The following is a 23,759-nucleotide window of genomic DNA, read 5'->3' as shown; positions in this document are numbered from 1 at the left end:
CTTAATTTTCCTTAAAATAAAATAAAAACTATAAATATTTTGATTTTTAAAAATTTATAATTGATTTTTTATGATTTTTATTGTATTATTTGACTAATAAGATTTGTTGCACTTCATTTTACATAATTCCACTTGCCCAGTTTCATCATCTTCATCATAAATTTCTCCCACAAGTTCTTCTAAAATATCTTCCATTGTAACAACGCCAAGAAAACCATTACTATCCGCATTAGTACTAACAATTGCCATATGTAACTGTTCTTGTTGAAACAGTTCTAAGGCATCATCTAATTTTAAATAACGGGAAAAAAAGATTGGTTCTGAAACTAACTTTTTAATTTCAACTTCTTGATGATCAATAACAGCAATAAAAACATCTTTAATGTTTAAAATTCCAATTACTTTTTCTGTGTCCGGGGCTAAAACTGGCATTCTTGTAAAACGTTCTTCTTTATAAATCCGTTGTAGTTCGCGTCATGTTGTATTAGTATAAATTGCTTTAACTTTTTCTTTTGGTCGCATAATTGAACCAATTGTTTTATCATCAAAGGTAATTGCTGATTCAATTAACTCCTTTTCGTTCTTTTCTAGAACCCCTTCTGATTCAATCGTTGAAATCAATTCTAATAATTCATTTTCTGTTGTTGAAACACCATCTTTTCGTTTTCGTAAAATTAACATCCATATAAATGGATAAAATAAAATTTTTCAAATTCATAAAATGTAAGCTGAAAAAATTGAAAACTTTTCGGGAAAACTCTTAGCAATTGTTTTGGACACTAATTCACCAAAAATTAACACCGTAAAACCAATTACAATCGTTGAAATTCAAGTTGCTGTTTCCGCATTGCTAATTAAAGTTGCAAAAAACAAGGTTCCAATCGTTGCTAAAGCAGTATTAATTAACGTGTTAGAAATCAAAATTGTTGCTAAAGTTCGATCATAATCTTTTACTAATTTATAAACACGTTTTGCTTTTCGAATATTTTTATTTGTGGTCTTGTTTTTACGCTTGCTAACATTATTTTTCGCTATTTGTTTCAAACGGATCACATTAATTGACTTAATTGCTGTTTCTGATGCAGAAAAAAACTTGAAAAAATTAACAAAATAATCATTATTGGAAGCAATACAGCAAGCGCGGTAGCCGTATCCATCATCAGTTTTACACCCCTTTATAAGTTTTTATGGTATTTATATATTATATATATTATATCCTTTTCACCATAATTTTCTACCCGCAATCGAACAAAATATTTAACTATTTTACTTTAATTTTGTCGAAAACTCTTGATATTTATAAAATATACCTAAAATTAGGTATATTTTTAATATATAGAGGTAAATAAATGATGAAAAAAATAATTACAGAATTAATAAATAGCTTAACAGATGATCAATTTTTAGAATTTTATGAAAAAATAAAACAACAAGCAGACTTAATTAAAAAACAAAAACGTTTAAATGAAATTGATCAAAAATTTAGAGATAAAGGCATTATATGTCCTAATTGCAAATCTTTTCATTGTGTTAAAAATGGTCATAATTCCGAAGGAAAACAAAAATATTTATGTAAAAAATGTCGTGCTAGTTTTGATGCATTTCGTCATCATTTTACTTATTGAAGTCATTTAAATTATGAACAGTGAAATTTATTAATTCAAATTTCATTGTTAGGACAATCTAGTAAAATAATTTCTCGTTTTATTAAAACAACCCCAAAAACCGCTTGATATAATCGACAAAAATTAATGCAATCAAAACAATTAGAAAATACACAGTTAAAATTTAAAAAATTAAATGGTCAAATCCAAATGGATGAAACATTTATTAAAGAAATTCATAAAGGCAATTTTAAAGATAAATTTGATAAACGAAAAACTCATCTCGATCCATTTTCAACTGATACCAAATGCTGTATTCAAATGGCAGTTGATAGCAATAATAATATTTTTGTTCAATCCACCAATACCAAAAGATTACAAAAACAATGGATTATTGAAAATATGAATAAGCAACTAATTAAAGAAAAATCAATAATTATTTCTGATATGCAACCACTATATTTATTAGTAGCAAAACAAACAAATTCTACTCTATATTCCACCAAAACTAGTACAAACCCTGATACTAGTTATCAAAAGTTAAATAAGATTAGTAAATTACAATCCAGTCTTAAAGAAGCCTTAATTCATTATCATGGTTTGGGTTTCACTAATATTCAAAATTATTTAAAGCTCTGAAAATGAAAATACCAACACAAAGGTTTAACACCAAACCAACAATCAACGGTATTATATTTTAACGTTTAAAAAATTTAAAGCAAAATCATAATCTTACACAAAATTAGTTTTCAAATTGTCATATTGATGATTTTTTTTATTTCATCAAGAGTTTTCGACAAAATTAAAGCTATTTTATGTCAAAAATTAAAAAAATAATGTATAGTTATAAATAGACAACATTATAACTAATTCTTAGGAGGAATAAAAATGAGAAAACTGCTAAGCACAATGGCAGCCCTAACAATTGTATCAACAATCGCAACGACTGTAATTGCTTGTTCAGATAAAAATATGGTATATTACACCCAATTTATGGACGGGGTTAAGAACAAGGAAAACTTTATTTTTATGGTATCAGCACAAAATTGTATTCACTGTCAAAATACCCACGACACAACAATTGCTGATTTATATACTAATGGGCATGGCAATCAAAAATATGATGATTACTTAACAGGAAAACGTGGTTCACAATATGCTTTAAATAGTTACCATATTAGTGCTGAAGAACAAGCAAAAATTAAAAAAACCCGTTTAATTGTTACAAGTGATGTTAAAGATTACAATAACGTTTGACAACAAAAATGAGCAAAAAACATTGCGGATTGAATTGTAACGCAAGAACGTAATGCCCATAAAATTAACGGTGAAATTGATAAAAGCATTACCGCTGAATCATTAGGATTAAATGGAACACCAACTTATATTTATGTTAAAAATGGTAATTATGTTGGTTTTGAAACTGGTGAAATTGGTAATTTAGAAACAGGGCCAAATCCTAAACTATGAATGCAACGTTTTATTAAACATATGGTTTTAGAAGATTGAGATACTGATCATAATAAAGAAAAATAAAAAATACTCAGATTAATTGTCTGGGTATTTTTTAATTAAGCATTGTCAGAATTGCATTAAAGATAATAAATAAATGATTATAAATTATTTGGTGGGTATACATTTTGCGGCGATCATTAATAATGATTGGCCCTCTTGTTGTTAAATTTGTCTCTAAAATCGGTGAATTTTCTTTTAAAATAAATTTAATATTATCACAAGGTAATGTCTTATCACTATGTTTTAAAACATTAAATAAATACGTTTGGTTAGTATCAATAATAATTCAAAGGACAAGATCATCTTTGGTTAGTTTTTCTAAAAACTTTTTGGCAATAAAATCATGGGTTGTCATACTTGTGTCAAACCCAAGTCCTAATAATTGATGATAAAAATTAATTAATAAATCTAAATGTGTGTGTTCACCAATTAAATAAATTTTATTGGTTGTTTTTAACATTGTTTTTAATTCTAAAATTGATTCTAAATTTTCATTTAATAGTTTTGTCATCATAACAGTGTGATTTGTTACTAAATCCTTAATTGTGTTTTCTAAAGGGTTAATACGGTGTAATTGATTAAGTTTTCTCAAATTATCTAATTCATAACGAAAGAAAATATAAAATTCTTTTCAACCAGTAAAACCTAGCATATTACAAAACTTCGTTACCGATGAGACACTTGTATGTGATGTTTCTGCAACATCATTAATAATAAAAGTTTCGTTTGGTACTTTAGCAAAATTTAAAATAGTTTGTGCAATGATACCATTAACAGTATCATCATTACGGTTAATAATTTCTTCTAACTTCTCAAGAATATTAGTTCTCAATTGCATGTTCCCCACCCAATCATTCCATGTTTTAATTCCTCAACTTTCAATTGTGATTATAATAAACTTGGAATGAAAAAAATTTGAGAGTTTATTGAAAATATTTTCCTAATCGACGCCGTCTGTTCGGTCCTTTACAACTGCTTCAATTTTTGCTAGAACGGTGAATAATTCTTCAAATTCAAACTTTTCAATTTGGTTACATACATACTAGACATTATTTAATTCCATTTTAACCTCCTTTCAAGCACAAAATTACCAGTCACAAAACCTTTTTCCTTGCAAAGAAAAAACTTTGTCCTAAGACAAAGTCTTAAATAATACTAAAATTTAAATCATATTGTTTAGCAACTTCTGGTTTATCGGTTACTAAATACGAAACATCTTTTGTTTCATAAAATTTAAAAAACCCCAGCTTATCAAATTTAGTACTATCTGCCAATAGAATTTTTGTTTGTACTAGTGCTAAGGCTGCTAATTCAACCCGAGCCTCTTCTTAGTTACTTTTATAAACTGCGCCCGTTTGATCAATTTTATTTGCCGAAAAAATAACCTTTGAAAATTGAATTAATGATAAACTTTCTTCACAAAGTGAGCCATAAAACGCTTGTGATTTTTCTCGTAATTTACCACCAATTAAAACATTATATTGAACATTAGAATTGTCTTTTGCCAATTGTAAAATTCGAAATGAATTAGTAACAATTTTAACTGGTTTATCAATTAAAGTTACAAAAACTTCACAAGTTGACCCAGCACCAACAAATATAACATCATTTTTTTCTAAAAGATTTAAAAGTTTTTTCGCAATAATCATTTTTTTATCAAAGTTAATGCTACTTGCACGAACATCAATACTGCACAACTTATTGTGAACCCCTAAAAAATTAATCCCACCATAAGACATTGTAATAATACTTTCATTTTCAAGTTCTTTTAAATCACGACGTGCGGTTGTCGCAGAAATATCGAATTTTGCAACATACTCAAGAACATGATTCATTTCGTGGAAAGGTTTTTGGCATAGATATTCTAATAATAAGTCTTTTCTTTGGACTCTATGCATAATATTCTTTACTCCTTTTTATATATTTAACTTTGTCCATTATAATTATAACTAAAAAAACTTTATCCGCTAAAATTTTCCAGAAACTTTCGCAAATTTTCAACAAGTTTTCAATTACGTAAAACTTGATATAATTCTTCACCACTTGCCTTTTGCATTGCCCCAATACTATCAAAATGAAGATTTAAAGCCTTAATCCGTTGTGCCCCTAACCCCGGAACTACTTCTAAAATACTTGTTGTTAACGCCTTTGTTTGCCGACGGCGAAAACTACTAATTGCAAAATGATGAACATCGTCTTGCATTTTTGTTAAAAATAAAAATAAGCGACTGGTTTTATCAATATAGACCTTTTCTTTTGCTAAGTTAAGAAGGTGGTCAGTTTTATGTTGATTGTTTTTAACTAACCCAATAACAGGGATTATTAAATTTAATTTTTTTAATTCATTTAAACAAGCGTTAACTTGTTGAATTCCCCCATCCATCATAATTAAGTTTGGTAATGGCTGGTCAGTTTCAAGCGCTTTTTGATAACGGCGAGCAACAACAGCCGCAATTCGATGGGCATCATCTTGTTGCGCAATTGCCAGATTATATTTACGATAATCATTTCGTGATGGTCGCCCATTTTTATAAACGATTACCCCACCAGTAACAAATTCATCATTAATATTTGCAATATCAATCATTTCAATTAAATAAGGTAATTCATTTAAATGTAAAAGATTTTGTAATTCTTGTAAAACTTCAACATTATTTAGCTGACGCTGTGCTGTTGATTGCGTTTGTAAATAAGATTCATAACTATTGTCAGTTGCTAGTTTCATAATTGTTTCTTCTGCTCGGGTTTGGGGATGAAAAACACGATTATCAAATAATAAATTTAATTCTGGTAAAGCAATCGCTTTATTAACAATAATTTTAGTCGGTAAAATATTCTTTTGATAAATATTTTGCAAATATAACCGATAAAGTTCTTGAAAATCATCTTCAATTGTGACTTGATAATATTCATAATCTTTATAACTTAATTTTCCAGCCCGATAAAACAAAGTTGTTAATACTAAATTATGCTCAATTTGGTATAAACTAATTACATCTAAATCATAATTTTGATTTAACATTTCAACTGTTTGGGATGATAAAGTCCAATCTAAATTACGAATTAATAATTTTAGCTTTTGGGCCTCTTCAAATTGTAAATTATTTGCTGCTTGTAACATTCGTTTTTCTAACAACTCTTTTGTCTCGTTAAAATTTCCTTTAAAAAAAGCATGAACCTTTTTGATCATTGCTGTATAATATTCTTTTGACACGGTTTTAAAACAAGCGCCAGAACATTGGTTAATATGATAATATAAGCAGGGTTTACCAAGGTTTCCTTTACAACGCCGCAACGGATATAATCGTTCTAAAACTTTAATAATCTCCCGAGCATGACTTCCTTCTGGAAACGGACCATAACAACGAGCATATTTTTTATGAACATTACGAACATATAAATATTGGGAATCTTGTTCCTTAGTAATTACAATGTATGGATAATGTTTATCATCATTTAATAAAATATTATATTTTGGTTTATATTGTTTAATTAAATTATGTTCTAAAATTAACGCTTCTTTTTCTGTTTTAGTAATAATTGTTTCTAACCGCGTGATTTCTTGCACCAACCGTGTTGTTTTGTAATTATAAACCTTATTAAAGTATGAACTAACCCGGCTAAGTAAATTTTTTGCTTTTCCAACATATAACACTTGATTATAACTATTAAAAAATAAATAACACCCTGGTTTTGATGGTAAAATTTCAACTTGTTCTTTTAATGATAACTTTGTTGCCATATTTTGTGTTTTCCCCTTAAATATATTAATATTTTATGCTTAATTGTAATAATTAGCAACTAAGAATAAATTGTCAAAAAAAAACTACTTTTTAAAAATAGTTTTGTTAATTTTTTAACGCTTTTTTTGATTCATCCACTAACATTTTAAATTCAGTAGGATTATGAATTGCTAATTCCGATAACATATTACGATTAATTTCGACATTAGCTTTATTTAATCCATTCATAAATTGTGAATATGACATATCATGTTCACGCACAGCGGCATTAATTCTCTGAATTCATAATGAACGAAAATCCCTTTTACGTTGTTTACGATCACGAAAGGCATATGCCAATGATTTCATTACTTGTTCTTTTGCTTTTTTGTAATGGGTTGATTTTGTCCCAAAATATCCTTTTGCTTGTTTAATAATTTTTTTACGACGTTTTCTTGTTGTTGGTCCGCCTTTAACTCTTGCCATTTTTTAATACTCCCTTCTTGTTTAAATTAATCTTGTAATAATTGTTTTAATCTACTTTGATCAGTATGATCCATTACGCCAGCTTTACGTAAGTGCCGTTTTTGTTTTGTTGATTTATTTTGAGCTAAATGTGAAGTATAAGCATGGGCAATCTTTCATTTTCCGGTTCCAGTTACTTTTACTCGTTTTGCTAAAGATTTCTTTGTTTTCATTTTTGGCATAAATTTTCCTCCTATTCTTATTTTAATTAATTATTTTTTTGGCACAACATACATATCTAAAAACAAACCATTTAATTGGGGTTCTTTTTCCACTTTTGCAAATTCTTCAATACGACTAAAGAAGTTATCTAATGTTTTTTTTCCAAATTCGGGGCGCGCAACTTCACGACCACGAAACTTTAATGAAATCTTAACACGATTACCATCCTTTAAAAATTCACGTACTTTTTTTGTTTTAAATTCTAAATCATGATCACCAATTCCAGTACGTAATCGTATCTCTTTATTTTCAGTTATATGTTGATTTTTCTTATTTTCTTTTTCTTTCTTTTTTTGCTCATATTTATATTTTCCATAATCAACTAGCTTTGCTACTGGTGGATCTGAAACTGTTGATACTAGTAATAAATCAAAGCCTTTTTCTTCCGCAAAACAAATTGCTTCATTACGTCCTAATGGTCCAATTTTATTACCATCATCCATAATAATTAAAACTTCTCGTGCTCTAATATCATAATTCACTTGATCAATATTCTTATTGTTTTTAGTAGGTTGACTCATCCAATCCCTCCATTGTAATTAATTAAAAAAAAACGCTCAAAAGTAGCGCTTTAATTAACAAGAATTATTTATTAAACGATTAATAATTAATCGTTACAAATCTAATTTAATCTTGTAAAACCTATTAACCACACTAAAGGGCACGGGTGAACATTAGCTACTTTAACATTTTCCAAGGATAATTATATGTTTTTTATATAATTTAGTCAAGATAATTATTATTTTTATTATCAAAATAATTAGATTTATCCATTATTTACTCTGTAAATTGCTATTTTTCAAATATTAGTTTTATTAGTAAGGGCATATAAAAAACCATCGGGTCCAACAACCAATGCAGATATTTTCTTAGGAAAACTAACAAGCATAGCGTGACCAAATCCTCCGTGTATAAACCACTTATAAACCGTATTACCACTAACAACATAGATAGCACCATCCAACCCAGTAGCAAGCACCTTGTGATCAAGTGCAATATTTGATAGACCCCTAGAGAATAAAGTCTTCTTACTCTTCATATCTAGACCTATAATTCAAACCTTTTGTGGAGTATCGGGGGGTGATGGGACAAGAATAACATTAGCATAAGAGTCAACAACGAATGCCAATATTGTATAACTCGGAGACAAATAAGTAAATATAGTACGACCGCCACCCTTCATATCCTCCTGATAAATTGTATTACCACTAGCAACATAGACAACACCATCCGGTCCAAAAGCAAACGCATACACCCCCTTATCAAAACTAATAAATTGTTTATGATTTTGTAAAGTAACTTGAATTAAATTACTATATCCCGTAATTAATTTACTTGTTGATTGTGCTGTAATAACAATTCAAATATCAACCCTATTGCTAGTTAAATTAACGGGTTGATATCGTTCCTCATTTTCATTACGATAAATATAATAACTATAATCAACATTTAACTGTACTTTGTCATTAATTCTTTTAACCGCTTGTGGAATAACAGAATCATAAACATTTCTAATATCACTTTCTACTACACGACTAGGCTTTGGCACGGCCAATAATTCTGGACCATCTAATGTTTTAATTTCAGCAATACTTAATTTTTTTTCACCTAACATTGGCAATGTTACTGCCAAATAATTTGTATTATTTACTAGAAACTTATTATTAGGTGTTGCTGAAATCATTACTCAAATTTTAACTGTACTTGTTGCTAAATTAACCGGTTGAAAAACAGCATCCTTATTATCAGAAAAAAGGTGATAATCATAATCAAGAAAAGTTGCTCCGCGTGAATAACTAATAACTTCTTGAAGAATTAAATATTTTAAACTATCTTTAATTTCACTTTCTTCAACTTGATAAACATTTTTTGTATTAATCATTGCTGGACTGTTAATTTTTGTAATTTGATTTAAATTAAAAATAACTGGTTGTGTTCTTTGATGCAAATATAAATATAATTGTCATCCACCAATTCCAATCCCAACAAAAAACAATAATAAAACAACACACTACATTTGACAATAATAAAGCAATTATATTTATGATTGGAAACCGTTTAGCAAATTTCTTTATTTTTGATACTGTAGAACAACGAAATAAAGCATTAGAATTTATTGATAAATTTCTCTCAAATAATAGTAAACATATTACACTATTGGATTTGGATAAGTGGTGTGATTAATTATGTTAGGAATTTGAATATTTTTTATTAAGCGTAAATGTCAAATTTGTCATTCTATTTTGAATAGAAAATTTATTGGTAGTTTATATTTTAAGTTAGCAGTGTAATAGAAAGCGAGTTGATTTGAGTAATGTATCAGAAACCAAATTATAATAAAAGTCCAAATCTGTTTAATATTATTAAAGTAATCAATATTGAGTGATTTATAAATTTTAATGGTTTTCAATCTTTTCGCAAAATAATTGAAAGTAAATGATTTGCAAGTATTGATACTAGAAAAAATGAGTTATATGTGTGAAAGTAAGGTGTTTTTATGAGTTTTTATAAGAAGAATATTAATTTAGAAAATTATTTTATTCGAAGAGAATTTATATTTTTTCAAACTGATAAAGCTTCATTTATAAATTTGCCTAATCACAATAAACATATTGGTTTTTGATTAAGTAATAAGTTTGTTTACTTTAGTGAAAAACATTCTTATCAAGTAGCTATTAGTTTGATTTATGATAATTCTTATCCTATTTTGAAATATGATGAAAATTTGAAACAACATGATTGAAAATTTTTAACTGGAGCAGAACTAATCAATTTGTATAATCAATATAAACAAAACTATTTTACGCGTATGCATAAAACATTATTTCAAAATGAACCTAAAAAAGTAAAAACAAATAACAATAATAATTTAATAAATTGAAATGATGAAAAAGTAGAACAATTAATTCGCGATTTAGAAGAATTAGATAATGAGTTTATATAATTATTGAGTTCAATTTGTTAGTTATATTATTGGCTCAAATGCACCTGAATTTTTATATGTTATATCGTTTGTGTTATTTATCATTTTATTTTTTGGTATGTTTTTTAAAATCATTCAAAAAATGTGAAGCTTTTAAAAATGCAAAATGATTGAGAAAAATTAAAAGAGTTTTTTATTCATGTATTTTTGTTTATTGACAAATCTAACGTTGAAAGTATTACAACTTGGAATTTGACTCAAAATGAATATTTAACTCTTATGATTGTTGTTTTAAATAATGAAAAAGTTTATATTTTTCTTAAAAAATTATTGTTATATCAGTGGCTCGATGCTTTTGTTTAGTTTAATTGATTTATTACTTTGAATAATTTCATTAAATTATACTGGTTTAGTATTCTGATTATTATTTGCTTTGCAGTGTGTTTATTTTGTTTGATGATTATGGAAAAATATTTTTTATCAGTTAAATGCTTTTCGTTTAGTAAATTTTGTTTGAGATAATCCGTTATCGGTAATTATTGGTAAGTTAGGAACTGGTAAAACATTACTTTTAACTTATTTGTCAGAAACAATGAAATTATTAACGGATAAAATTTATAGTAACTATCCATTAGAAGATGACAAAGTTAAAGTTCTAACGTTTAAAAATTTAGATTTTACAGATATAACAAAACCAGTTCCCCCAGATGATAGTGTTATTTTATTTGATGAAAGTTATTTATATATTGATGGAACTAGTCCCCACGATGAGAAAAAAGTTCATAGTGGTAAAATTCCGTGAATTGTATTAGCAAGACATTTTGGTAATCGTGCTTTATTTACAACTCAACGCGAAGGTATGCTTTGAAACAATATTCGGAAATTAGCAAGTGGTATTATTATTCCAATTTCACTGAAAAAACCTACTGCTAAAAAGGATTAAATTTTTTTAATCGTTTCTTTATTATGCGAATTGGTATTTTCCAAGATATTACTGATTATGAAATTTGAAAAACAAAATCAGTAGAACTAACAGCCGAAGGTAAACGAGCAAAACATAAGTCGGATGTTGGATTAGGAATTCGGTTTTTTAAAATAATTATTCCATTAGAAATCGCTCAAAAGTATGAAAGTAAATGATTATCATTTGTTCGTGATTTAAAAAATGATGATGTTCCAGTTACTAAAGAATACTATTGAACTCAACTTAAAGATTTAACAATAAAAGAACGTTTAGATTTATTAGATATTGATATTTTGAAAAAGAATTTAAAACCTAAAAAAGAAAAAGGAAGTGGTAAAGATGATTAATTTATTAACTGAAAATAATAGTAATTGAGATAAGATTTTTAGTTTTATTTTTGATATATTTTTATTTATTTTTGATGTGATTTGAAATACTAAATTACCAATGACAAATACAACGATTGCTTATTTTATAATCTTTTTTATGGTTATTAAATTATCAATTTATGCAATACATGGTACTTCTACACAATATAATGAGTTAGGTTCAACTGTTCAAAATAGTACATCACAAATATATTCAACAACAGCTCGTGGAGTATCAGATACTAAGCAAGGTATACAAAAACATATTAAAGAGCGTAAACAGTTTAAAATTAATCGTGATAAACAACAATTATCAAGTTTAGCAAAACAAGCAAAATCAAGAGAACAAGGATATAGAATAGTGAATAAATAATGATTAGATTAGTTTTATTAGTTGCTGCAATTGCTATTTTTGGTACTGGTTTTATAACAGTTATTATAAATCAATTAACATCAGCAAAAAATATTATTATGGACTTATATAATTCAGATACCTGGTTACTTTCGTTGTTTGGAAAAATGGCAATCTTATTTTCTCACCCATTAATGTTAACAATTTCAAGTTTATATATTGTTGGGTTTATTGTTTCAAAAACATTGTATAGTTAGGGGTTGAATTATAAATATGAAAAAATCATTATCTTTATTTGCCATATCTATTTTAGGTATTTTAGGTTTAATTATTCCATTTATTACTTTAACGGCATTTAAACCTTCGAACCAACAAACTTATAACATTGAACAGCAAGCAACAGGAATAAATGAAACAGACTTTATTAATACAATGTTTTTACGTAGTAGTTTTTTTGAAAATTGGTCAGAAACAAATTACTTTATTAATCCAAATTTAAAAACTTCACAATCATTAACTTATAATGATAAATGATACTTAGATTTTTTAAAAGATAGTTATTCTACCGGAATTTCATTTGATAAGCCTAGTGATGAGTTTATGGATTTATATAAAAATTGAGATATTTATGCTAAACAATATAATATTTATAAGTTCTATGATGTTGATAAAAAACAATTTTTAAAAGAATTAACTAATTTTTCTTATTCTTTTGCAAAGTATTTTAATACAGTTGAAATTATAAACAAATTAGAAAAAAGTGTTGATAATTTGCAACAAGTTAATTTAAAGTTTCAAGATTGAGAAAAAATTAATAATAAATATATTCCGAGAGATAACGGATGATATATTGTGATTTATCAACAATTTGATATATGACAAATAGATAAAATTGATAGTACAAAACAATGGGGTACTGAGGGAGCAATGGGAAAATCATTAGATATTCTTTATAATTGAACAAAAACAAATGAACCTGAAACACCAGAAATAGATTCTAAAACAGTTAAAATTACTGATTGAAAAGAACAAAAGGACTAATAAGTCCTTTTTATATTAATCGAACAAATTTCATAAAGATAATTAATAAAAATATATTTGTTATTGTACTATATAATGCTGGACTAAATTTTCATACCTCAAATGTTCGATTAAAAAAACTATATATTGTTTGAAATATTTTACCAACACCGCTTGCTAATTCATTTACTTGTTTAACACCGGGAATATTATTTACAACTCAAATTGCGGCATTTTTTATATGACACGCTAAATTATATCAACTACAACTTTCATATTGGGCTTGTCATCATTGCCCATCAGGGAATAATCCACCGTTGTTTATTTCTTGTCAGTTGTAAATCCCAAAATTAAAATCATAATAACGGTACATATCATTTTCTTTTTGGGCTTGTAATTCAAAAACATTATAACCAATTTTTTGTTCTTCAATTTTTTTATATTTTAAACCATATTTATCTTTTAAAACACCTTCAAAAATATAACCTTCATTTTGATTAATATTATAATTATTTGCAACTGAAAAATCATAATTAAATACATTACCATAATTTGTATTATAAAACCGATTTTTAAATGCTGAATACAATTTAATATCTAATTGCTTGTATTTATCAGAAAAATAAAAATATCGTGGGTAAATTTTAAAACCATTATTTGCTAATAAACCATATTTTTTATTATATCCTTGCACATAAGTATTATTTTCTAAATCAAAAATGGTGCGTAAATAATCTTTATAAAAGTTTTGCGAAACCGTGAACATACTATTTAATAGTTTTTCAAATTGATTTTTATTAGTATTAGTTTCATCAATTAAAACATCTCTAAAATTAATCAATTTTAAACCAAAAAAATTAATTAAAACAGTGTTGTATTGTAAATTATCAATATATCCACTTTCAATAAAATTACTGCGATTTTAAAATACAGGTACCAAAGCATGCGCAAAAAAAGCTTTTAAAAATTTATTAATATCAATTTGACCTTTCATCTGTTCAAAAACAATTTTACCAGTATTGGGAGTATTACCTTGATTATAATTATATGTTTCAGCACTAAAATTAAAAGTATCTTCTTTTTCTTTCATAAAAGTAAACAAAAAACCTAAATCATCAGTATACCGATAACTATTTGCATTATTACCATCCCAATATTGTTTAAAATGTGTTAATTATAAACTACCAGCAATAATATTTTTCTTTTCATCAATTGTTAAAATCATTCGATAAATTGATTTTTTAGTTAAAATTGTACCAGTATCAGACTTATCTAAATTATTGATAATTTCAAAATCAAAAATTATTCTTTCACTGCCCAAATTCGGATCATCATAGTTTGGATTTCCACCTTGCTGAATTCGGATATTTTCTTGTACAATAACATCAATATATTTAAGCAAAAAAGTACGAACATTTTCTTAATATTCATCATATCATTTAAACTTACCTGTTTTAGAATTTATTTCTGGTGTTTCAGGTTCATTTGTTTTTGTTCAATGATAAAGAATATCTAATGATTTTCCCATTGCTCCCTCAGTACCCCATTGTTTTGTACTATCAATTTTATCTATTCGTAATATATCAAATTGTTGATAAATCACAATATATCATCCGTTATCTCTCGGAATATATTTATTATTAACTATTTTTCAACTACTATTTTCTGGTGGTAGTTCTGGTTCCGGCTTCGGCTCTGTTATGATGAATGAATTAGAATACAACAATTTTTTAATGATTCAGTTAATTTTTATAAGAATGATAAAGAAGTCAAATCTGGTGAATATTACTTATCAGATTTTAAGTTAACACCTGATCAAGATATCTTATGCCAACTGTTGGCTGAATTAAATGCAGCAATTATTCCGTTTACGATTTATGAAGATAATGGAATTATTACAAGTATTGAATTTAAAATAGTAGATAATGATAAACATTATGTTACATTTTATTTTAATAATGAAGGCAAATTAAAGTCTAATATTGAAAAAGAACTTCGGTTAGATGAAGTAAAACTAACTAAAAAGTGAAAAGATTTTTATGTTAGTAAATGATTTACATTAATGACAAGAAGTGAAGTCTTACATATCTATGATTAGAACTGGAACCTGAAATCCAGTTTTTCTTTTCTCATGGTATAATATATGTAAAGAATCGTATCAATTATTAAAAACTAATCAAAATCAGAATGAGGCATACAAAATGAGTGATATTAATTTTAATGATTTTTTACTGTCAGAAAATAGCAGTTTTAATATGGTAACTAAGCAAATTGACGATCTAGCTAAAATTAAAGATGCTTTTAGTAAGCGAATGTGCAATGAAATAAAATGTTACTATGAAGAATGAGATCAAAAACTGCGGGATAAATATTCGGGTGGATATAACAAGTATAAACTTTATGGCAAAAGAAAAATAACAACAATTACAGAATGAGGACACGTTACTTATCAACGAACATTATTTAAACATTATGATCCAAATAAATTGAACGAGGATGGTAAACATGGTAGTAATCGATTCGTTTTTTTGTTAGACGCTGAAATGGGGCGAAAACCATATCAGCGAATTCATTTTGACTTGTATATAAAAGTTCTTAAGGAATTGGATTCTGGGAAACGTTACCAAGACATCATTGATAAATATAAAGATTCAAAAATTACTCCGATGACTGTTTCAAATATTTTTCGGAGCGTTGATTTGGCGGAAATTAATGAAAACTTTAAACATACTGTCCTTCATAATAAAATAAAGTCCGACAATAAATACATTTATTTGGGATTAGATGATACTTTTACTAAAATTTTTAAAAAATATAAAAAGATTGATAAGAATATGGTTCGTTTGGCATATTTACATACTGGAATTGATTGACAAAAATCTAGTAAGAAACGACATTTTTTACAAAATAAGCGATTATTAACAGTGATGTCAAAAAATGTAAATCTTAAAATGAAAGAATATCGTCAATTATTAAAGGAATTTATTAACAATAATTATGACCTAACAGATAAACAATTAATAGTAATGGGTGGTGGCGCTGAATGGATTAAAAAAATAGCAGAATATTTTAAATCAGACTATATCTTAGATGAGTTTCATTTAATGACTAAAGTTCGTCGTTGCTTTAATTTTCGTCGATTAAGTAATGAATCAAAAAAAGTGCTAACAATAGAAGAAAAACAGAAAAAAGCAATTTATCAAGATTTATCTGCTTTTATTCGAAAAGGAGAAATTGATTATATCTTAGATTATTTAAAACCATTTTTAACAAAAGAAATGCAAGAAGTATATCCATTTTTAAAAGACAAAAAAGACAAAGTTAAAAAATTAATTCAATATGTGACTACAAATACTAATGGTATTAGAAATTATAAGAATGAGTATTATATTGGGTGTCAAACTGAATCACAAATTTCCCATAATGTTAAAGCATTAAAATCCTACGGGGCAAAAGCATATAGTGAGATTGTCTTTCGTAATATGTTATCGATGCGAATGGCAAAGGTTAATCAATGGGATCCAATTCAACTCATTATTAAAGAACATATTGATGAAGTTAAAGAAGCAACAGAATATTATCGTCAAAATATGTGATTGCATCCCACAAATGAAAATTATGATTATGAACCAAAACAAGGTTCAGTTCCAATCTTAAAATCAAAAGATAGAGGAATTACAAAATTGATACGAAAAATCCTTACTTCAAAAAACTAATTAGATAATAATTTAAAGCAAATTTTGATAATTTGCATTTTTGCTGTTGCAGATTATAAATATTCATAGTTTAATTAGAGTAACTTAAAAAGACAAAGTCTTGTTAATGCTTTTTGGTATAAAAGCATTAAATTTATGTCTATTGAACAAACACTTACTTTATTCCAACCATCTAAAACTTTATCGGTTAACAGATGGTTTTATTCCTAAGTTTATGGTATAATTCATTAGTAAGTTAAATTAAATAGATAGGTTATCTTTATAGGGGAGTAGTCATATGAAAAAAGATATGATAATTTTATCAGCTGAAGAGTTCTTGGACTTAGAACCTGATGAAAACATTCGCAAGGTCCGTCATGATGCAGAATATCAATTTGATTATGAAAGTTGAAAAACAGTTCTTTATTCATCGGGAAAATTAAAATTTATTCTTCGTTATGTTCAAGCAATTTTTCGTTGAATGAATGATGTAATTGATTTGTCAGGTCTAACAATTAGTATTAGTGCCATTATTGTTGATAAATTTAATTTTTCATTATTTAAAAATCAACAACATTTATTTAATTGTAGTTTATTAACTAACTTTTATTTAATTTCGGAATCAGAGTGAGCTGAAAGAATTACTGAAGTACATGCTTCAAATTATAATTTAGTTAAAAACCAATTAGTACATGATCCATTAGAAATGGATCATTGAGTTGGTGAAGAAGGTTTTGGAAAGTTCATTAATATGTTATTAATGTTGATTCGTAATTCGGAAAAAATTGATCCATTAACATTGCCAATTCAATGAATTATTGAATTTAAATATAATAATCTAACAATGTCACGAATGAGAATGCAGATTTCATCATTACAAAATCGAACTGCACCAGAAAATGATTTCATTGTTGACCGCACTAAAGAAACTGTTGAAGAAAAAAATCTTGATCGCGAAAGTGAAGCAGCATTAGAAGGAACTAAAAAAGAAGATAGTGATGATATTGCTTCATGAAATAAATATTATAAAGAAGATGCTTAATAATTAAAACAGGTTTAAGTTTATTATAACTTAAACCTGTTTTTTGTTTTTCTAGATTGTAAATGCAAGCAAGATAAAATACAATATAATGGGAAAAAGAATTAAAGATGCTGAGACAATTAAATGATGATTAAACTAAATTAAGTTTTTCAAGGTTAAATTAAAATATTGTTCTAAAAAAAATAATTTTTTGTATGTTTTATCAAATAATTTGCAAATTATTTGATAAAACATATTTATTGAATTCTTTTTATATATATTTTTCTTTTTGTTAGAATTAAAAACATAGATTATAGAACAATCTAATTATTGATTTTTTATAATTTTTGTTTTAAATACATTATATTGAAAAATATTTCACACGTACTATATAAATTATTTAGAAAGGAAAATAACATATATGAAAAAACTATTAAATATTTTAAGTGTAGTAACTTTAACTGGTGTAGGGACAAGCGGTGTTACCGCTTGTAAAGATAATGTTATTGATAAGAAGGATAAAAATAACGAAGAAAATAAAAATGAGGAAGAAAAGGCAGTAAAAAATTTTAATGGTATTTCTTTAGCTTAAGATGAAATTGATGAAGGTTTCTGACAATACATTGCTGTTAATAATAGGAGTATTTATTATTATGAAAATACTATGTAATACATTAGTAACTAAATTAATGTAGAAAATTTCTATTATGCTTATAAACGAATAATCAGCGATGTGATTGGTCGAGAAATAAGATATGATGTTACTGATTTTGAAATGAGTAAAATTTTAACAGCGGATAAAGTAACTATTGCAACTAAAGAAGATTTCCATACAGGAGGAACTTTTTTTGCCAAAATTAATGGTATTGGTCGTTTAACAGGAACCGTTCCTGTTGGATTTAAACTTGAAAAACTGCAAAAAATTCAACTTGATGTTTCTGAAATAGAAATAGCACTTAATCAAACAAGTAATTTTAATATGACCTTTCATTATTATAGTAAACAGGACATAAATCAAAAATTAGATGTAAAATTAATTAAACAAAAATGAAATTATTATTTAAATAATGAAGAATGAATTGCTAATATTTTAAAAAGTTCAATTAGTCCTGAATGAGCCATTGATTCTAATTTAGTCATTGGCAGAATTTTAACAGCAGATAAAGTAACTACTGCAACTAAAGACGATTTACAAGAAGGAAAAATCTTTTTTGTTGAATTTAATGGAAGAGAACCCTTAAAAGAAGGGACAATGTTAATTAAGTTTGAAATGAAATTTTATGAAGAACCACCTTATCTCACAAAAGACATGAAGTATTCTTATTTAATTATTAATAGAGAAGAAATTAATAACAAAAAAAGTTAGTTATTGAAACATATATTAACTTTTATATTATTGTAAACTGTCTGTTTTATCTTGTTTTTTATTTAAGTTTTGGAATGCTGTTTTTATTTCCTGAATTTCTTTATCATCATTTTTTAATAATTCAGGGTGACAATTTTTATAACTTAATTTAAGATGTTTTCTAACTGTATTAAAATCAAGCACCTCAACTTCAATTTCATCACCAATATCAAAAAAATCTTTAATATCTTTAACAAAATAATCTGAAACTTCACTAATATGGATTAAACCATCAGCCTTTCCTGCTCTACAAAAAGCACCATAGGGAGTAATATTTGTTATTTTTACAATAATTTTGTTATTTTTATCATACATAATATTTTTTTCTCCTTTACTAAACCTCTAATTATATTATTAAAGTGCTGAAAATAATTTGTTAAACACAAAAATAATTAATAGATTTTATTATTTTTATTATATACATTAACTAATTAATGAACAAATATTTTTTTAAAATGTTGTCTTGATGTAAAATTCCCTAAACAAGGTCGTATTGTTGTATTTAATATATATAAAACATTTTTTAATCTACTACGAATATTAATCAAAGGTTCATTTGGCCCAAATTATCGCCTTTAATACCAGGTAAAATAATGGCATTATAGCCAATTCAAACATCATAACCAATAACTGTATTTCCTTTTTGTGGGGTATTTTCCCGAAGCGTTGTAATTAAATTTTGATCATCAGTTAAAAATGCTAATGGATAACTTAAAAAATTCTGGTAATTATGATTAGCACCATTCATTAGAAATTTAACATTTTTAGCAATTGAACAAAACTTCCCAATAATAATTTGATCATTTAAATATGGAAAATGATATAAAATGTTTTTATTTTGAAATTCAATTGCTTCTTGTTCTTGATCACAATGATAATAAGTATAATCACCAATTTCAATATTTGGATTAGTAATATAATTTTTAATTAAATAGAAACCACTAATTTTAGGGTTTTTCTTACTGGTTGGTGGAATTATCATAGCTTTCTTACTAATTATCCTTGTTCCTTACCTTTGTGTTTCATCTAAAATTCGTTGATCTGCTTGAATATATTTTGTTTGTGCCTGTAAAACATACTTTAATTCCTCTAATTTTTGACCAGTTAATAAAATATCTTTGCGATATTTTTTATTAATTTCTTTAATTAACTTAACTGTTGAACTTTCAACTTGCAAGTTAGGTAATGCATCAAGAGAAATTTGCTCTTTAATATCATATTTACTAATAATTCCTCGTAACCCAACCCCAATTAATCGAATTGGTTCACCTGTTCAAAATTGGTCAAACAATCTAAATAGCGGTTGAATAAATCTCATCTAGCAGATTAGTATAGTTTTGGATTCTTTGCTGCTTGGTAAAACGTTTTCGATTACTATTTTTTAAAGTAACATAAACAACATACCAACCATTGTTCTTTTTTGTGCACGTTGACTTACATGCTTTGCTAATAAATAAATTTTATTTTTAATTTCTTCAAAGTTAACCAAATAATATTCTACCGTTGTTTCATTGCCAATTTGTTTTAACTGATTATGCTCCAATAATAATTCATCACTTCCCCCACCCTTTGCTCGTTCTACAAACCTACTTGCCGGTTTACCCAAGATTGTCTCTAATAAGGCAAAATCAGGAAACTCTGCTAAATCTTTAATTGTCATAATTCCAAGCGCATTTAACCGTTTTGTTGTTTGTTGACCAATTCCAAATAGTTTATATTAACCGGTAACGGATGAACAAGATTTGGAACATCTTCTGGACGAATTAACGTAATTCCCATTGGTTTTTTTAAATCACTAGCAATTTTTGCTAAAGATTTATTATATGAGATACCAATACTATTTGATAACCTTAACTGTTGAAAAACATTTTGTTGCATGTCAACTGCTAATTGCATTGCTGAACCATACTTTAAATAAATATCTGTTACATCAATATAACATTCATCAATTGAAGCAACTTCAATTTGATTAGTATAATGCGAACTAATAAAATCAAATAATTTTTGGGCAAATTCAACATATAACCCAAAATCATGATTAACAACTTCTAAATTAGGATAAATTTCTTTTGCCTTATAAAGGGGCATTGGACTATTAATTCCTAATCTAATTTTCGTGCCGCATAATTTGCTGTTGTCACAATCGCTCTTCGTGAGGGTGAAGATACCACTAATGGTTTTAATTCCCGCTGGGGATCTAATGCTTGGTGACAACTAGCAAAAAAAACTATTCATATCAATATGAAAAATAACTTTCATAACAAAACTCCCCTACCCTCTTCTTATAAACCAAATGGACCAGTATATTTATAAATCCGTTTAAAAATAAAATTATAACCAAATAAATAGGTAAATTGAATTCCACGAGCATAACTACGAGCAATAATTCAATCATCATATAATTCGGGAAATTCTTTCTTAACAAATGGACGCATTTCTGTTTCATACAAATTTTCTAAGTTTTGTTTAAAATGGCCATTAAAACCTAATAAAATTAAATAAACTGCAATAATAAAAATTAAGATTGAATTTAAAATGCCATAATGTTCAATGAAATAAAAAAAATTAAAATCTAGTAAACTTGGATCCACTTTTATTAAAACATAAAAAATAATAATAAGAATTGATAATATTAAAAATAAAAACAATAATAATGGCGGTGCCACATATAATAAAAAATTCATTGTTCGTATATGACGATTTTTTAAGTGTAACTGTGTAGCAAAAAAAGTACGTCCTAAAACATAATCTAACCCCATCCCTGATAAAAAATAAGACTGATTAAATAATTGTAAATCATTAATATAAAACGTTTTCTTTTTATAAGAATTAGTAATTAACACTTGATGTGGTTTTCGTACTACTTTTAACCCACTAATTTTCTTTTTGGTTAAATAACGATCAATTACTTCTAAAGATGTCATTGTTTGACTAGGAGTATTATTTAAATTTGGAATTGGTACTAAAATATTTCGATAAGAAACAATTAAAAAAATTATCACAATAATATTAATTGCAACAAAAAATCCAATTAAAATAAAGGCAATTTCACTATTTCCTAACATCATTTCAATCATCCTTTGCTTGTACTCATTTATCCTATTATAACTTGAAAATAACAACATTAATAGAGTCTATTAATAAAAATTAGTTTTTTTCATAAAATAAAAACTGATTTGTCTAGGCGATCAAGGGTTATTTTGCCCATCAGCTTTACTTTTGGTTTTTTTCTTCGGTTAATTCAATTTCACCTGCATTAATTCTTTGTAGTCGCTTTTTAACAATTTCTGATAATGAACTTAAACTACCGTTGTTTAGCTTCATTTGTAACCGTTTTTTTCGTTCATCATTATTTGGATCAGCTGCTAATTTTAATAATCGTAATCGTTGTTCATAACTTAAATGGTCAGGGTCTAAAACATCATTTTCATCAATAAAAATTGCTTCTTCTTTACTAATTGCAATGTTTTTCTTTGCATTCTTTAAGATATCACTCAACGCAGGATTATGATTTATTGCATTTTCATCAAGAATAGTTGTGATATTTTCTTCTGTAAAAGTTAAATTTTCATGATTTGGATTAGTTCCTAAATCATTACCTTTTGGTTTAACAGCATCTTCTCCTTGCACTTTTAACAATAAATCAGCATTATTAAAGTATTTTTTTTCCGAATAAATTTCATCCCCACCAGCACGAGGTGTTGCATCCAACACAACTTTTGCTGGTTTATTAAGTAATTCTTCTAATGTCTCAGGAACAAGAAAACTATATTTTCGACGGCCTTCAACACGCGGCTTTTGTACTCGATTACGAAGAACATCTAATTTTCGTGTAACCAAATTAGTTTTTGATTTTTGTCAACGATCATAAATTTGGTTAACATTTAAAACTGGTTCAAGGGTATCGTTTTCGTCAAGAGGGACAAAACGGTTTTCATTATTTAAATTTAATTCATCTAAATCATTTAGTTCTTCTGATTGATCAATTTCAACTATTTTTTCTGATCGATTTGATAAACTTTCAAGTTCCTCATCGGTTGCTAATTCATCATAACTACCACTTTCATTAAAAACCTCATCATCCTGGTTTTGATTAACATTAAATTTATTATTATAATATGAAAATGTTTCATAGTCATCCGTGGTCTCAACATTGTTAACAATGTTTCGTTCCAAACGAATTTCATCAGCATTTGTTTTAACAATTGAAGTTAGACGTTTTGCTGGATCAAATTCATTTGGATCATAATCATCTCAATAATCAATGACTTTTTTCATATCCCCCATTATTAAAACCCCCATATGTTTTTACTTATATATTATACTACAATTTTAACTTGAAAAAAATACCCCGTAATTAAAACTATTTTTATCATTTAAAAAGACTGAGTTCTAATCAGTATTTTTAAAAAATGCATTTATA

The 23,759-nt window shown here is 26.5% G+C and carries 26 protein-coding genes and 4 pseudogenes; 13 read left to right on the top strand and 17 right to left on the bottom strand.

The window, feature by feature from the left end; genetic code table 4:
- Nucleotides 1-93: 93 nt before the first annotated feature.
- Nucleotides 94-1,044 (bottom strand): hemolysin family protein, encoded by a 951-nt coding sequence (locus tag ACOBME_RS01135; RefSeq protein ID WP_338963307.1) that lies wholly within the window; start codon nt 1,042-1,044, stop codon nt 94-96.
- 305 nt (nt 1,045-1,349) lie between these two features.
- On the opposite strand from ACOBME_RS01135, the gene ACOBME_RS01130 reads away from it, so the two are divergent.
- Both ACOBME_RS01130 and ACOBME_RS01125 read left to right on the top strand, forming a co-directional pair.
- Nucleotides 1,350-2,312 carry an IS1/IS1595 family N-terminal zinc-binding domain-containing protein gene (locus ACOBME_RS01130; RefSeq protein WP_338963247.1) on the top strand — a complete coding sequence of 321 codons (963 nt, stop codon included), beginning with the start codon at nt 1,350-1,352 and terminating at the stop codon, nt 2,310-2,312.
- A 180-nt stretch (nt 2,313-2,492) separates the two neighbouring features.
- Nucleotides 2,493-3,140, top strand: a complete 648-nt coding sequence (locus ACOBME_RS01125; protein ID WP_338963309.1) for a hypothetical protein — start codon at nt 2,493-2,495, stop codon at nt 3,138-3,140.
- Nucleotides 3,141-3,171: 31 nt separating this feature from the next.
- On the opposite strand, the gene ACOBME_RS01120 is transcribed toward ACOBME_RS01125, so the two are convergent.
- The 7 genes and pseudogenes from ACOBME_RS01120 to ACOBME_RS01090 all read right to left on the bottom strand — a co-directional run bounded on the left by ACOBME_RS01120 (nt 3,172) and on the right by ACOBME_RS01090 (nt 9,584).
- Complete coding sequence (locus ACOBME_RS01120) at nt 3,172-3,957, bottom strand: MurR/RpiR family transcriptional regulator (protein WP_338963311.1); 786 nt, start codon at nt 3,955-3,957, stop codon at nt 3,172-3,174.
- Between the two features lie 307 nt (nt 3,958-4,264).
- Nucleotides 4,265-5,017: pseudogene (locus ACOBME_RS01115) on the bottom strand (DeoR/GlpR family DNA-binding transcription regulator).
- Nucleotides 5,018-5,079: 62 nt separating this feature from the next.
- Nucleotides 5,080-6,861 carry an excinuclease ABC subunit UvrC gene (gene uvrC, locus ACOBME_RS01110; RefSeq protein ID WP_419333998.1) on the bottom strand — a complete coding sequence of 594 codons (1,782 nt, stop codon included), beginning with the start codon at nt 6,859-6,861 and terminating at the stop codon, nt 5,080-5,082.
- A 106-nt stretch (nt 6,862-6,967) separates the two neighbouring features.
- Nucleotides 6,968-7,327: a 50S ribosomal protein L20 gene (gene rplT / locus ACOBME_RS01105; RefSeq protein WP_040093315.1), complete on the bottom strand. Its 360-nt coding sequence runs from the start codon at nt 7,325-7,327 to the stop codon at nt 6,968-6,970.
- Between the two features lie 26 nt (nt 7,328-7,353).
- A complete protein-coding gene (gene rpmI, locus ACOBME_RS01100; RefSeq protein ID WP_040093314.1) occupies nt 7,354-7,548 on the bottom strand; it encodes a 50S ribosomal protein L35 in 195 nt (64 codons plus the stop codon).
- Between the two features lie 30 nt (nt 7,549-7,578).
- Nucleotides 7,579-8,109: a translation initiation factor IF-3 gene (gene infC, locus ACOBME_RS01095; protein ID WP_338963326.1), complete on the bottom strand. Its 531-nt coding sequence runs from the start codon at nt 8,107-8,109 to the stop codon at nt 7,579-7,581.
- Nucleotides 8,110-8,354: 245 nt separating this feature from the next.
- The gene (locus tag ACOBME_RS01090; RefSeq protein ID WP_419333995.1) at nt 8,355-9,584 is read right to left on the bottom strand and encodes a hypothetical protein; all 1,230 of its coding nucleotides are present in this window, start codon (nt 9,582-9,584) and stop codon (nt 8,355-8,357) included.
- A 501-nt stretch (nt 9,585-10,085) separates the two neighbouring features.
- Here ACOBME_RS01090 and ACOBME_RS01085 point away from each other — a divergent pair.
- The 6 genes and pseudogenes from ACOBME_RS01085 to ACOBME_RS01060 all read left to right on the top strand — a co-directional run.
- On the top strand, nt 10,086-10,532 hold the full coding sequence (locus ACOBME_RS01085; RefSeq protein ID WP_419333993.1) for a DUF3627 domain-containing protein: 447 nt from the start codon (nt 10,086-10,088) through the stop codon (nt 10,530-10,532).
- Nucleotides 10,533-10,670: 138 nt separating this feature from the next.
- Nucleotides 10,671-10,874, top strand: a complete 204-nt coding sequence (locus ACOBME_RS01080; protein ID WP_338963332.1) for a DUF2649 family protein — start codon at nt 10,671-10,673, stop codon at nt 10,872-10,874.
- Nucleotides 10,810-11,822: pseudogene (locus ACOBME_RS01075) on the top strand (hypothetical protein). The gene ACOBME_RS01080 and the pseudogene ACOBME_RS01075 overlap by 65 nt, the downstream one beginning before the upstream one ends.
- Entirely contained in the window at nt 11,815-12,216 is a 402-nt protein-coding gene (locus tag ACOBME_RS01070; protein ID WP_338963334.1) for a hypothetical protein, read from the top strand. Before ACOBME_RS01075 ends, ACOBME_RS01070 begins: the two are co-directional and overlap by 8 nt.
- A complete protein-coding gene (locus ACOBME_RS01065; protein WP_004027876.1) occupies nt 12,216-12,452 on the top strand; it encodes a hypothetical protein in 237 nt (78 codons plus the stop codon). Before ACOBME_RS01070 ends, ACOBME_RS01065 begins: the two co-directional genes overlap by 1 nt.
- Nucleotides 12,453-12,468: 16 nt before the next feature.
- Nucleotides 12,469-13,054 (top strand): annotated as a pseudogene (locus tag ACOBME_RS01060) (spiroplasma phage ORF1-like family protein); the annotation flags it as partial.
- Nucleotides 13,055-13,246: 192 nt separating this feature from the next.
- Here the strand turns inward: ACOBME_RS01060 and ACOBME_RS01055 are convergent.
- Nucleotides 13,247-14,698, bottom strand: a pseudogene (locus ACOBME_RS01055) (spiroplasma phage ORF1-like family protein); the annotation flags it as partial.
- Nucleotides 14,699-15,052: 354 nt separating this feature from the next.
- Between ACOBME_RS01055 and ACOBME_RS01050 the strand changes: the two are divergent.
- From ACOBME_RS01050 to ACOBME_RS01030, 5 genes are all read left to right on the top strand, one after another.
- Nucleotides 15,053-15,313, top strand: coding sequence for a hypothetical protein (locus ACOBME_RS01050; RefSeq protein WP_338963340.1), 261 nt, complete (start codon nt 15,053-15,055; stop codon nt 15,311-15,313).
- 103 nt (nt 15,314-15,416) lie between these two features.
- Complete coding sequence (locus tag ACOBME_RS01045; protein ID WP_338963342.1) at nt 15,417-16,931, top strand: Mbov_0401 family ICE element transposase-like protein; 1,515 nt, start codon at nt 15,417-15,419, stop codon at nt 16,929-16,931.
- A gap of 277 nt (nt 16,932-17,208) precedes the next feature.
- The gene (locus tag ACOBME_RS01040) at nt 17,209-17,952 is read left to right on the top strand and encodes a hypothetical protein (RefSeq protein ID WP_338963343.1); all 744 of its coding nucleotides are present in this window, start codon (nt 17,209-17,211) and stop codon (nt 17,950-17,952) included.
- 400 nt (nt 17,953-18,352) lie between these two features.
- Nucleotides 18,353-18,523, top strand: a complete 171-nt coding sequence (locus ACOBME_RS01035) for a lipoprotein (protein WP_338963345.1) — start codon at nt 18,353-18,355, stop codon at nt 18,521-18,523.
- A 183-nt stretch (nt 18,524-18,706) separates the two neighbouring features.
- Nucleotides 18,707-19,297 carry a hypothetical protein gene (locus ACOBME_RS01030; RefSeq protein WP_419333990.1) on the top strand — a complete coding sequence of 197 codons (591 nt, stop codon included), beginning with the start codon at nt 18,707-18,709 and terminating at the stop codon, nt 19,295-19,297.
- Nucleotides 19,298-19,324: 27 nt separating this feature from the next.
- Here ACOBME_RS01030 and ACOBME_RS01025 read toward each other — a convergent pair whose 3' ends face one another.
- From ACOBME_RS01025 to ACOBME_RS00990, 8 genes are all read right to left on the bottom strand, one after another.
- The gene (locus ACOBME_RS01025) at nt 19,325-19,651 is read right to left on the bottom strand and encodes a S1 RNA-binding domain-containing protein (protein WP_338963349.1); all 327 of its coding nucleotides are present in this window, start codon (nt 19,649-19,651) and stop codon (nt 19,325-19,327) included.
- Between the two features lie 208 nt (nt 19,652-19,859).
- The gene (locus ACOBME_RS01020; RefSeq protein ID WP_338963351.1) at nt 19,860-20,318 is read right to left on the bottom strand and encodes an LbetaH domain-containing protein; all 459 of its coding nucleotides are present in this window, start codon (nt 20,316-20,318) and stop codon (nt 19,860-19,862) included.
- A gap of 27 nt (nt 20,319-20,345) precedes the next feature.
- Nucleotides 20,346-20,654: a hypothetical protein gene (locus ACOBME_RS01015; protein WP_419333987.1), complete on the bottom strand. Its 309-nt coding sequence runs from the start codon at nt 20,652-20,654 to the stop codon at nt 20,346-20,348.
- Between the two features lie 63 nt (nt 20,655-20,717).
- On the bottom strand, nt 20,718-20,996 hold the full coding sequence (locus ACOBME_RS01010) for a hypothetical protein (protein ID WP_338963356.1): 279 nt from the start codon (nt 20,994-20,996) through the stop codon (nt 20,718-20,720).
- 14 nt (nt 20,997-21,010) lie between these two features.
- Nucleotides 21,011-21,424, bottom strand: a complete 414-nt coding sequence (locus ACOBME_RS01005; RefSeq protein ID WP_419333985.1) for a Y-family DNA polymerase — start codon at nt 21,422-21,424, stop codon at nt 21,011-21,013.
- A 14-nt stretch (nt 21,425-21,438) separates the two neighbouring features.
- Entirely contained in the window at nt 21,439-21,576 is a 138-nt protein-coding gene (locus tag ACOBME_RS01000; RefSeq protein ID WP_419333982.1) for a Y-family DNA polymerase, read from the bottom strand.
- Between the two features lie 42 nt (nt 21,577-21,618).
- On the bottom strand, nt 21,619-22,404 hold the full coding sequence (locus ACOBME_RS00995; RefSeq protein ID WP_419333979.1) for a hypothetical protein: 786 nt from the start codon (nt 22,402-22,404) through the stop codon (nt 21,619-21,621).
- Nucleotides 22,405-22,549: 145 nt separating this feature from the next.
- Nucleotides 22,550-23,623, bottom strand: coding sequence for a hypothetical protein (locus ACOBME_RS00990; protein WP_419333978.1), 1,074 nt, complete (start codon nt 23,621-23,623; stop codon nt 22,550-22,552).
- Nucleotides 23,624-23,759 lie beyond the last annotated feature (136 nt).

It is taken from the genome of Spiroplasma endosymbiont of Sarcophaga variegata, from assembly GCF_965178695.1.
Lineage (GTDB): Bacteria > Bacillota_I > Bacilli_A > Mycoplasmatales > Mycoplasmataceae > Spiroplasma > Spiroplasma poulsonii.
The sequence above is the reverse complement of the archived record's forward strand: the minus strand, read 5'-3'. Positions and strand labels throughout refer to the sequence as shown.